Below are 11,764 nucleotides of genomic sequence, written 5' to 3' on the forward strand. Positions count from 1 at the left end.
GCTCTTCCGATCCGCCCCGGCGAACCGGGGCGGCCTTCCGCGCGAGGGTGTGATCAGCCGAGACGCTGCTCGAGGGCCTCGAATTCGTCGCGGATGCCGGACGGCACCTTCTCACCGAGGAACTCGAACCACTCCTCGATCAGCGGCAGCTCCGCCTTCCACTCGTCGACGCTGACCGCGAGGGCCTCGTCGACGTCGGCGGCATCGACGTCGAGACCACCCAGCTCCAGATCCGCCGCCGTCGGCACGAAGCCGATCGGGGTGGCCTGGGCGCCGGCCTTGTGCTCGATGCGGTCGACGATCCACTTCAGGACCCGCGAGTTCTCGCCGAAGCCGGGCCACAGGAAGCGGCCGTCGTCGCCGCGGCGGAACCAGTTCACGTAGAAGATCTTCGGCAGCTTCTCCGAATCGGCGTTCTTGCCGAGCGTGATCCAGTGGTTGATGTAGTCGCCGGCGTTGTAGCCGATGAACGGCAGCATCGCCATCGGATCGCGGCGCACCGTACCGACCTTGCCCTCGGCGGCAGCGGTCTGCTCCGACGACAGTGTTGCACCGAGGAAGGTGCCGTGCTGCCAGTCGAAGGACTCGCTGACCAGCGGAACCGTGGTCTTGCGGCGGCCACCGAACAGGATCGCGGAGATCGGCACACCCTGCGGGTCGTCCCACTCGGGGGCGAGGATCGGGCACTGCGACATCGGGGTGCAGTACCGCGAGTTCGGGTGGGCGGCCTTCGTCTCGGACTCGGGGGTCCAGTCGTTGCCGAGCCAGTCGATCAGGTGCGCCGGGGTCTCGCCGCCGATGCCCTCCCACCACACGTCGCCGTCGTCGGTGAGCGCGACGTTCGTGTACACCGTGTTGCCGGCCTCGATCGTCGCCATGGCGTTCGGATTGGAATCCGCGCTGGTGCCGGGGGCGACACCGAAGAACCCGAACTCGGGGTTGACGGCGTACAGGCGGCCGTCCTCACCGAAGCGCATCCACGCGATGTCGTCGCCGAGGGTTTCGGCGCGCCAGCCGGGAATGGTCGGCTGGATCATCGCGAGGTTGGTCTTGCCGCACGCCGACGGGAACGCCGCGGCGATGTAGTACGGCTTGTCCTCCGGGGAGATCAGCTTGAGGATCAGCATGTGCTCGGCGAGCCAGCCCTCGTCGTGGGCCATCGCCGACGCGATCCGCAGCGAGTAGCACTTCTTGCCGAGCAGCGCGTTGCCGCCGTAGCCGGACCCGAAGCTCCAGATCTCGCGGTCCTCGGGGAAGTGGGTGATGTACTTGGTGTCGCTGCACGGCCACGGCACGTCCTGCTGACCGGCCTCGAGCGGCGCACCCACCGAGTGCAGCGCCTTCACGAACGGACGGTCGGTGCCCAGCTTCTCGAGGGCGGCGGCCCCCATGCGGGTCATCACACGCATCGACACCACGACGTACTCGGAGTCGGTGATCTCGACACCGAGCTTCGGGTCGTCGGCGCCGAGGGGACCCATGCAGAAGGGCACGACGTACAGGGTGCGACCGCGCATGCTGCCGCGGTACAGCTCCGTCATCGTCGCGCGCATCTCGGTCGGGTCGACCCAGTTGTTGGTCGGGCCCGCGTCGATCTCGTTCTTCGAGCAGATGAAGGTGCGGGACTCGACGCGCGCGACGTCCGACGGATCGGAGGTCGCGAGGAACGAGTTGGGCTTCTTCTTCTCGTCGAGACGAGTGAACGTGCCGGCCTCCACCAGCTGAGTGGTCAGGCGGTCCCATTCCTCGTCGGAGCCGTCGGCCCACACCACACGGTCGGGCTGAGTGAGCTCGGCAACCTCGCGGACCCAGGCAAGCAACTCGGCATGCTGGGTCGGGAGCTTGTCGTCGGTACCGTTCAGACCGGGAATGGTCGCTGAGGTCATCAAACTCTCCTGGGGTGTGCCCGGAACCGGATCCCTCCCCCGACCCGCACCGATGTGCGCGGACAGTGGCGAACCCGGGCTTCTCCCCTCTCGGCAGGGGTATCACCCGCTTCGTCCGTGGCCGAACGGAGGACGCGGGCGCCGGATGTCCTATTCATAGAGGTTAACGCCGGACATCCGGGCGGGAACACTCGGGTCCGGTAGGAAATGTCACAGAAACGATTCAGACGGAGCACCTTACCCCGACCGTACCCCTTCCGTACAGGCGATACAGCTCACTTACCGGGCACCCTGTGACTTTCGTCGCCACCGAGGGAGCCCTCGTCGGTCCGGACCCACCGCGCGGTGCCGTCGTCGGCCCGACGGAACTCCCACACCCCGTACTCGCCGTCGTCGGCGACGGTGGCGAGCCGGTCGGTGGTGCCGTCGAGGTCCGTGTCGGTGGCCACGATCAACACTCCCGCAGCGTCACCACCGAGCACCGCCCCGTCGAAGACCACCGACTCGCGAACACCGTCGCCGTCGAGATCGCTCGTGGCGTCGGCGGTGTCCGCCCAGCCGGCGGCCGATGCGGGATCGATTCTCCCCGTGTCGACACCACCCGATCCGTGCGGGACCGAGCCGTCCGTTCCGTCTCCGTCCGCCCCGAGGAACATCTCCGCCATCATCCGTGCCCCTTCCTCACCCGTTCCGGTCCGTCGACACCTCGAACCCGTCGACACTTGGACGCGGCACACGCCCGATCGGTTCCGTCCCCGCCCCGAATGTTCCGGTCCCGAAGGGGCCGAGTGTCGCGAGATCCCGTTCGCACGCCGCGATCCGTGCGCGGCGCACGCCGTCACGACGTCGGATCTCCTCGTCGATCTCGGCGATCCGGTCGACGAGGGCCGCGGCCCGTTCGCGCCCCCGCTCGTCCGCGGCACGCCCCAACCGGTCGTCGACATCGAAGGCTCGGGCACGGATCCATCGGTCGAGCGCGGCCCGGAACACCGCGATCTCGTCGCTCACCCATCGGCGGATCCGGTCGCGGTGAGCGAGCTGCCGACGCATCCGCACGAGCCACCACGCGGCGACGCCTCCGCACGCGACGGAGAGCGCGAACGCCGGCGCTACCGGAAGCCACCCGATCGACGTCGACAGCAGCTTCCCGAGACCGGCACCCGCCGATACACCCAGCACGAGAGCGAACCTGTCCTCGAACACCCCGGCCCGCTCCGGCGGGTCGGGGACCGGGGCACCGACCGGTTCGTCGAGACCGGAGGCCGAGGTGGGACCCCACCGCTGCGCCGCCGCGTCCGCGACGGCCGCCGCGACATCCCCCAGTTCGGCGGCCAGCAGGCCCGGGATGTCGTCCGGTGCGATGACACCACCGTCGAGGGATTCGGACATCCGGGACGCCACCGCGCGCAGACGGACCGTGGCGTCGTGCAGAATCTCGGTGCGCGCATGCGACACCTCGCCGCGGGCGCGCTGCGCACCGACCCGGGCCGACGACAGGCGCAGACGTTCGGTCCTCGGATCGACGGTGTCGTCGACGGTCCGCAACGATCGGATCTCGTCGAGGATCATCGCTCGGGTGCGGGCGAGAACGGCTGCGCGGACCACCCGGGCACTCTGCGTGGCCGTGACCGCGGCGCACAGCGCCGCACGCAGGTCGACGATGCCGGATTCGACCGCGAGAACACGCCCGACATCGCCGCCGAGCCGACGCGCGTGGGCGGCGGCGTGCGCAGACACCGGAAGCACGTCGATGCGCCCGAACCACGGGGCGTGCCGATGCAACAGTTCCGCGTCACGGTCGCGGATCACCTGCTCCTGCTGCCCCGGACGGAGGTCGACGGCAGTGAGCGCGCACACGACGACCACCGCACCGCGCGCAGCCCCGTCGAGCACGCCGAACTCGGTGCGACCGAGCACCGCCGACACGTCGGTCACCAACAGCACCACGGCGCAGTCCCCGTCCCGCACGAAGCGGAGTCCGATGGACGTGTCGTCACCGGCCTCCTCGAGTTCGGTGATCAAGGAGCCGAGGCCCGTCCCGGGAACGCCGACGACCCGCACGGTCGCGGACGGCGGCGTGTGCAGTCGCCGCCACCCGTGAGGATTCCAACGACGCAGCACGTCGTCGACGCCGGTCACGGATGCACCCCGGACGTGCCGGTCGGAGCGTCGTCGAGCGCCGCCTCGAGAACATCTCGGGCAGCCGGCGACGCCGGGATCTCCGCGAGCGTGCGGGCGAACACGTCGAGTCGCCTGCGGTGGGCACCGGCGATGCACTCGGCGACAGCGGCATCGAACCGGGGATCGTCGAGGGCGTGCACCGGGAGCGTCGGTCCGAGATCCGGACGGGCACCACCACCCGCGACGACGGCGACGATGCAGCCGGGATTCGCGGCGACCACTGCCGCACGGTCGGCGGGATGCACAGACGACGCATCGGGGCGGGTCGGCAGGACGTAGACGACGACGTCCGCGTCGAGCACCGGATCGGGTACGTCGGGTGCATCGACCGTGACGACGGACAGGTGGACTCCGGCCGACGACAGGAGAGACTCACGCACCGAGACCTCCAGGTGCTCACGCACCGAGACCTGCAGGTGCTCACGCACCGTGGACCGGCCGGTCCCGGCGCGACCGGCGATCTGCACCCGCACCGGCCCCTCGGCACGCGCGATCGCGTCGTGAACCGCCCGCCCCGCCACCGGGTCCAGTCCGTCGACGGCCGCCGCGAGCCTGCGCCGACGGTCCCCGTCCCCCACGTCTTCGTCCCCCAACAACGTCTTCGTCCCCCAACGTCTCCGTCCGCGTGTGGATCCACCCCGAACACCCCGAACACCCCGAACACCCGGATCCGCGATCCCCCGATCACGCGTGCGGAATTGTGTCAGACCACCGTCCGAGTGTGCGTGCACCTGAGAAAAACCTGTGGTCACACACGTCACTTCTGCCACCCACTCTCCGGATACGTGACAATGGTCTGGTGAACCACGCCGATCAGGACACGACCGAGACGCTCGACGAGCGACCCACACGCGGGAACCGCCTGTACCCGAGGGTGACGAGTTTCCGTTCCCGCCGGGGCGCACTGACCGACCCGCAGCAGGACGTGTGGGATCGCCGTTGGCCCGAACTCGGCCGCGATGTCGGCGACGATCTGCTCGACACCGACCGTTGGTTCGGGCGTTCCGGGCCACTCGTACTCGAGATCGGTTCCGGGACCGGGACCGCGGCCGTGACGATGGCACAGGCGGAACCGCACGTGAATCTCATCGCCGTCGAGGTGTACCGGCCGGGCATCGCCCAGACGCTGCAGCGCATCGAACGCACCGAGGGAACCGATGCGCCCGCCACGAACCTGCGGATCTTGCGCGGCGACGCCGTCGAGGTGCTCGAACACATGATCGCGCCCGGGTCGTTGACCGGAGTGCGGGTGTTCTTCCCGGATCCGTGGCCGAAGGCACGTCACCACAAGCGTCGGCTGCTGCAACCGGCAACGTTCCGGTTGATCGCGTCGCGTCTGAAGCCCGGCGGGGTCCTACACGTCGCGACCGACCACGCCGAGTACGCCGAGGCGATCGCCGAAGCCGGCAACGCCGAACCGCTCCTCGTACCGGTCACATGGGACTCGCCCATCAGCCACGAGCGGCCCGTCACCAAGTTCGAGGACAAGGCGCACCGGGTGGGCAGCGACATCGCCGAACTGATCTGGGGGAAGATCGGGGAATGAGCGTCCACGAACAGACCACCGGCGTGACCGACACCACCGCGACCGGCGGTGCCGAGCGGCGAGCACGAGTCCTGCTCGTGTGGGATGCGCCCAACCTCGACATGGGTCTCGGCGCGATCCTCGGTGGGCGCCCCACCGCCGCGTACCGCCCGCGGTTCGATGCGCTCGGACGTTGGCTGCTCAGCCGCACCGCCGAACTGTCACGGGAGCTGTCGCTCGACTCGACGGTGGTCCTCGAACCCGAGGCCACGGTGTTCACGAACATCGCTCCGGGCAGCGCCGACGTGGTGCGCCCCTGGGTCGAAGCCCTGCGCAATGTGGGCTTCGCGGTGTTCGCCAAGCCCAAGATCGACGAGGACAGCGACGTCGACTCCGATATGCTGCGGCACATCGAGCTCCGGCACAGCGAGGGGCTCGCCGGTGTGATGGTCGCATCGGCCGACGGTCAGGCTTTCCGTGAACCGCTCGAGGAACTCGCGGCCGAGGGCGTCGCGGTGCAGGTCCTCGGGTTCCGCGAGCACGCGAGCTGGGCCGTCACCTCCGAGATCCTCGATTTCATCGATCTCGAGGACATCGCCGGAGTGTTCCGGGAGCCGCTGCCGCGCGTGAGCCTCGACATGCTGCCCGACGAGGGTGCCTGGCTACAGCCGTTCCGACCGCTCTCCGCGCTCCTGGTGGGGCGGAAGAGCGTCGCCGAATAGGAGATCACGTGTTCCACCGCTGGGGAGAACTCGTCTTCCGTGCGCGCTTCACCGTCATCGCGGTGATGGTCGCGGCGCTGCTCGGGCTCGCCGGGTACGGGATGAGCCTGCAGGACCATCTGAGTCAGAGCGGCTGGGACGACCCCGGCTCGGAATCCGTCACGGCGGCGAAGCTCGCCGACGGCACCTTCGGCCGCGACACGAACGGTGACGTGCTGGCGCTGATCACGGCGCCCGAGGGCAAGACCGTCGACGATCCCGAGTTCAAGGCGACGGTCACGGCCGGGCTGAACGCGTGGGTGGCCGACCACCCGGACCAGGTCCTCAAGATCAATGCCGCGTATTGGCCGACGGACGGTGCTCCCTCGCTACCCGCGCTGGCCGACGAGTCCAAGCAGCACGGTGTGGCGTCCCTCGCGATCGTCGGCGACAACGACACCGAGATCGCCGGCAACTTCCGCGACGTCAAGGACGCGCTGCGCATCGACGGGGTCGACGTCCAACTCGCCGGCCTGCAACCGGTCACCGGTGCTCTCAACGACACGATGGCCAACGACATCAAACGCATGGAGTTGCTGGCCATCCCCGCGGTCGGGATCCTGCTGTTCTTCGTGTTCGGTGGCGTCGTCGCTGCTGTGCTGCCGTTGATCACCGGTGGACTGACCGTGGTCGCCGCCAACGGAATCGTTCGCCTGATCACCAACTTCACCGAGGTCAACTCGTTCGTCGCACCGGTCGTGTCGCTGATCGGTCTCGGCCTGGCGATCGACTACGGCCTGTTCATGGTGTCCAGATTCCGTGAGGAACTCGCCGAGGGCTACGACACGGCCGCCGCGGTGCGGCGCACCGTCGTGACCTCGGGCCGCACCGTCGTGTTCTCCGCGACGATGGTGATCACCAGCCTCGGCGGCCTGTTGCTGTTCCCGCAGGGCTTCCTCAAGTCCGTCGGATACGGCGCCATCGCGACGGTGTCGCTCGCGGCGCTGACGTCGGTGACGGTGCTTCCCGCCATCCTGGCGATCCTCGGCAAGAACATCGACAAGTTCGGGATGAAGCGGTTCGGCCAGATCCAGTCGAACGAGCAGATCGAGGAGAGCTTCATCGGGCGTCTGACCCGCTGGGTGATGCTCAACCCTCTGAAGGTGACCATCCCGGTGGTCATCGGCCTGCTGTTGCTGATCACTCCGTTGACCGGAATCAAGTTCGGTGGCATCAACGAGACGTATCTTCCGCCCGACCACCCCACCCGACTCGCTCAGGCCGAGTTCGACGAACTGTTCCCCGGACAGCGCACCGAACCGGTGAAACTCGTCATCCGGGGTGCCGAGGGCGGCGACCTCAACGAGATCATCGATACGGCCAGCGCGGCACCGGGGCTCGTCGAGAGGTTCCAGATCGAGGGTCCGGCGGTGGACGGCGTCCGCGTCGTCAAGGCCGGTCTCGTCGACCGCAACGCGACTTCCGACACCATCGACTTCCTGCACGCCGCGTCCTGGCCGGAAGGCGTGGACGTCTACGTCGGCGGCACTCCGGCGATCGAGCAGGACTCGATCGCCGCGCTGCTCGGGACGCTGCCGCTGATGGTGCTGTTCGTCGTGGTGTTGACGACCATCCTGATGTTCCTGGCCTTCGGTTCACTCGTGCTACCGGTCAAGGCCGCATTGATGAGCGCGCTGGGGCTGGGTTCGACACTCGGCATCCTCACCTGGATCTTCATCGACGGCCACGGCGCGGGCCTGCTGAACTTCACGCCCGGCCCCATCATGTCGCCGATCCTGGTGCTCATCATCGCGATCATCTACGGACTGTCCACCGACTACGAGGTGTTCCTGCTCTCCCGCATGGTCGAGGCGCGGTCCCAGGGCGCGAGCACCACCGAATCCATCCGGATCGGCACGGCGCACACCGGTCGCATCATCACGGCGGCCGCGCTGATCCTCATCGTCGTCACCGGTGCCTTCGCCTTCTCCGAACTCGTCATGATGAAGTACATCGCGTACGGCATGATCGCCGCCCTCATCATCGACGCGACGGTGATCCGCATGTTCCTGGTACCGGCAACCATGAAACTGCTCGGTGACGACTGCTGGTGGGCACCGGTGTGGATGAAGCGGATCCAGGAGAAGGTGGGCCTGGCCGAACCTATCCTCACCGACGAACTGATGCCCGACGACGTCCCCGAACTGATCACCGTCGGCATGTTCGGTCCGGCCACGGTCGCCGCGACCGGCGCGCATCGCCTGCCGCCGATGACGGTCGAGGGCGCGACCGACATGACACAGCCCCTCCCGAAGATCGCCGCACCGCGACCCGCAGCCGAGCAGCGTCGCACACGGGACCTGCCGCCGTCGCCGCGCCGCGGCCCGGGCCGCCCGCAGCAGGGACCCGGCGGATACCGGCCGCAACCGGGCGCACCGGCCCGTCCTCCGCGACTCGACACCGCCGCCGGAGGAAACCCGTCCGGACCCACCCGGCGACCGACTGCGCCGCCGCCCGGTCCGCAGGCGGGTACGCCGTCGCGACCGTTACGTCGCCCCGCCGCGCCGCCGCCGGGTGCTCCGGCCGTGCCTCCGCGCCCGGACGGTGAAACCCCGCAGCGGCCACCCCAGCAGCCCGTCGTCCGCGAGTCACGCCCCGATATTCCGGCGCCGCCGCTCCCCCGCCGGCAGCGCGGTGACGTCCCGCCGCCGCTGCCGCAGACGTTCGTGCGGCCCAGCGCACCGACGCCACCGTCGACAGGCACACCGACGCCGGCGTCGACAGGCACACCGACGTCCTATCCCACGGCTCCGCCGTCCACGCGGGATGCGGATGCCGGCGGGAGCGCTCCGCGGCGCACCCGTGATCCGCAGGCGATCGAGAACTGGTTGACACAGATGCGTCGGGTCAACACGGGTGCGCACGCCTCCGGCCGTCCCCGGGCGGGTCAGAATCCGCCGCCGGAGAATCATCCGCCGGGTCGCGCACCCGAGCAGTCGGGTACCGCACAGCAGTCGGGTACCGCACAGCAGTCGGGTACCGCACAGCACGGGGCGGGGGTATCCGGTCCTCCGGGACCCGCGCAGCCCCTGCCGCAGCGCGCGCCCCGGGCTCCCCACCCCGCGGGCGCCGCGGGTGGAGATCCGTCCCGCACGGCCGCACCGGCACCCCGACCGGGGGCGACCGGTAGTCATCGTGCACCGGATCAGAACGCTCCGGACACCGGCGAGCAGGAGACGAACGGGCGCCGGCACGCCGACGACGCGGACGGTTCGATCAGTGTCAGCGAACTGATCGCGCGTCAGCGCCGCTCCTGAGCGTGTCCCGGCCGGGGTCGTCCCGGCCGGGCCCCTCAGGCACCGCCCATGAACCGACGCAGCCGCGCACCCATCGGATGTGACACGGACAGTGAACCCGCCCGGATCCGTCCGGTGACCACGACGTGCAGCGGCCCGTAGGGCGCACCGCCGCGCACCTTCGACGTGGCGCTCGACGCGGTCGCTTCCACACCGTCGATGTCGGCGGTCGCGTCGAGCGGCAACAGGATGCCGATCGAACTGAGGTAGTCGTTGACCTCGATGCGCACCACCTGCGTCTGCATGACGGCGTCGGTGAAGTCGAGGCTCACCGACGAGGCGACGGTGTCCAGTCTGAGCACCGGTGGCACCGACCAGCGGCCCTTCCGGGCGACGGTGGACATCCGTCCCCGGATGAGCATCGGCGTACCGTCGGCGGCCGGGACACCCGCGCCGTACGGTGCGGGGTTGTTCCCGTACTGCCGGGTTCCGTGCGGCTGGGGTCCGTACTGCTGTGGTCCGTACTGCTGTGGTCCGTACTGAACCGGCGCACCGGGTTGCGGGTGGGTGCCCTGCCACTGTGCCGTGTACTCGGGTCGCAGTTGGATGCCCGGCAGATCGACGAGAACCTGGTTGAGGTCGCCGCGGGTCTTCGCCGCGAGCACGGTGTCCATCCGTTCGGTGAACTCGCCGAGCGACAGCATGCCCTGCCCCACCGCGCGCTGCAGCAATTCACCCACGTGTTCGCGCTCGGCATCGGAGACGCGCAGATCTTTCGGGTCCATGCCCTCACTTTAGGACGGGGAACGTACCGCGACATCTTTCGGAGTGCATCCGAAAACTCGGTGTGTGTCGGCGCGGGACGGGCCGGCTACGGGCGAACTCCTGGTAGGTCGGTGAGTGCTTCCGCTGTCGGTATCGAACGCACCGCGCTGGTGTGAACCATGACGAGTGTCGTCGAGCCCGGAGAGGAAACACCGCTGCCATGACTTCCTGACCTGCAGGTCAGGAATCACGCACCGCTCCCGATGCGCTGCATGAGCGGCGAGCCCCATGACGGGACCGGGTTGCCGGATCGTGTGGTCGCTCACGGCTCGGAGGCCGGGCCGTTTTCGCGGTTACTCGTAGCGGGCGCCGCCACCGCACCAATCGTTGTCGTCATCCGTGGGGCTGCCGAGGAACTCCTCTGGATGCGACGAGCCGATCGTCGCCCGTCCAGGCACCCGGATGGCCCCGATCCCGGATTGCGCGGTTCGATTCCCCGCTGATCCTGTATCCGATCGGCCCACACCGCCTTCTCATCGGCACTGCGTCGGAGCGAACCCTGGCCGCACCGCTGACCCTGCACCCAGACGAAACCGACGCGGTCAACGTCGAGGTTGCCGCGCACTGCCTGCAGTTCGTGTACGAACAGCCTGGTAGCGACATCGCCGCTCGCATCTCCATGCCGCCGATGCCGACCTTCGACCCAGCGGAGGCGGCCACCTTCCGGGAAGCGATGAACCTTCCGACGCGGTGGGGCGGCAACGCTGGCCGATCTGACCGAACAAGCCGTCGACGTGCACGCTCGAGAAGCGGAGAGGATGAGAGCGAGCACAGGGCGGTTGCGCACCTGGTCGCGCACGCTCGCTGGCTCTGGCATCGTGGAGCGTGCGCAGAGCAGTAGCCCTGTTGAAGTGGACCCGGCAGCCTTCCGGACGGTTGGTGAGCCCGGTTTCGCGTTTCTACCGCACCGCTGAGGTTGCCCCTTGAGAGTGGACACCGGATTTCATGCGGCGAGTGCGAGCGTAGCCGATGCGGTCAATCGTCGTTCGAACTCGATCGGTGCCAGATAGGCCAGCGCGGAATGACGCCGTCGCCGGTTGTAGTACGACAACCACTCGAACAACTCGAGACGCGTCCGCGCCTTCGACGTCGGCGCCCGCCCCTGCAGCCACTCACGCTTGAGACCCTGAAAGAACGACTCCGCCAGAGCATTGTCGTAACTTGACCCCACACGACCATGACTCTGCTGAATCCCATGTGCAGCACAGAATTCCGCAAACACAGCCGAGGCGTACTGGGCGAGTTCAACCGGTCGATGCAACACCGGGCTACTGCAGGGAGCGTAGCTGCTCGGCGAAGACCTCGGCCGGGGTTCGCCAGCCGAGGATCTTGCGAGGCCGATTGTTGATC

Annotated in this window: 8 protein-coding genes and 1 pseudogene; 3 read left to right on the top strand and 6 right to left on the bottom strand. The window is 68.7% G+C overall.

Features of this window, described 5'->3' with window-relative positions; genetic code table 11:
- Positions 1-53 precede the first annotated feature (53 nt).
- From LDQ05_RS17760 to LDQ05_RS17775, 4 genes are all read right to left on the bottom strand, one after another.
- The gene (locus LDQ05_RS17760) at positions 54-1,886 is read right to left on the bottom strand and encodes a phosphoenolpyruvate carboxykinase (GTP) (protein WP_226438276.1); all 1,833 of its coding nucleotides are present in this window, start codon (positions 1,884-1,886) and stop codon (positions 54-56) included.
- A gap of 275 nt (positions 1,887-2,161) precedes the next feature.
- On the bottom strand, positions 2,162-2,554 hold the full coding sequence (locus tag LDQ05_RS17765) for a DUF6802 family protein (protein ID WP_226438277.1): 393 nt from the start codon (positions 2,552-2,554) through the stop codon (positions 2,162-2,164).
- 13 nt (positions 2,555-2,567) lie between these two features.
- Positions 2,568-4,025, bottom strand: a complete 1,458-nt coding sequence (locus LDQ05_RS17770) for a hypothetical protein (RefSeq protein ID WP_226438278.1) — start codon at positions 4,023-4,025, stop codon at positions 2,568-2,570.
- Complete coding sequence (locus tag LDQ05_RS17775) at positions 4,022-4,645, bottom strand: hypothetical protein (protein ID WP_226438279.1); 624 nt, start codon at positions 4,643-4,645, stop codon at positions 4,022-4,024. Before LDQ05_RS17775 ends, LDQ05_RS17770 begins: the two co-directional genes overlap by 4 nt.
- 221 nt (positions 4,646-4,866) lie before the next feature.
- Here LDQ05_RS17775 and trmB point away from each other — a divergent pair, with 221 nt between their 5' ends.
- The 3 genes from trmB to LDQ05_RS17790 are packed head-to-tail and all read left to right on the top strand — an operon-like array spanning position 4,867 to position 9,610.
- Positions 4,867-5,613: a tRNA (guanosine(46)-N7)-methyltransferase TrmB gene (trmB, locus tag LDQ05_RS17780; RefSeq protein WP_372461150.1), complete on the top strand. Its 747-nt coding sequence runs from the start codon at positions 4,867-4,869 to the stop codon at positions 5,611-5,613.
- Positions 5,610-6,314: an NYN domain-containing protein gene (locus LDQ05_RS17785; protein WP_226438280.1), complete on the top strand. Its 705-nt coding sequence runs from the start codon at positions 5,610-5,612 to the stop codon at positions 6,312-6,314. Before trmB ends, LDQ05_RS17785 begins: the two co-directional genes overlap by 4 nt.
- An 8-nt stretch (positions 6,315-6,322) precedes the next feature.
- On the top strand, positions 6,323-9,610 hold the full coding sequence (locus LDQ05_RS17790) for an MMPL family transporter (protein WP_226438281.1): 3,288 nt from the start codon (positions 6,323-6,325) through the stop codon (positions 9,608-9,610).
- Between the two features lie 35 nt (positions 9,611-9,645).
- Here LDQ05_RS17790 and LDQ05_RS17795 read toward each other — a convergent pair whose 3' ends face one another.
- Together LDQ05_RS17795 and LDQ05_RS17800 are read right to left on the bottom strand one after the other, a co-directional pair.
- The gene (locus LDQ05_RS17795) at positions 9,646-10,374 is read right to left on the bottom strand and encodes a DUF1707 SHOCT-like domain-containing protein (protein ID WP_226438282.1); all 729 of its coding nucleotides are present in this window, start codon (positions 10,372-10,374) and stop codon (positions 9,646-9,648) included.
- A gap of 983 nt (positions 10,375-11,357) precedes the next feature.
- A pseudogene (locus LDQ05_RS17800) lies at positions 11,358-11,621 on the bottom strand (integrase core domain-containing protein); the annotation flags it as partial.
- Positions 11,622-11,764 lie beyond the last annotated feature (143 nt).

Source organism: Rhodococcus yananensis, assembly GCF_020515525.1.
In the GTDB taxonomy this organism is placed as follows: Bacteria; Actinomycetota; Actinomycetes; order Mycobacteriales; family Mycobacteriaceae; genus Rhodococcus; species Rhodococcus yananensis.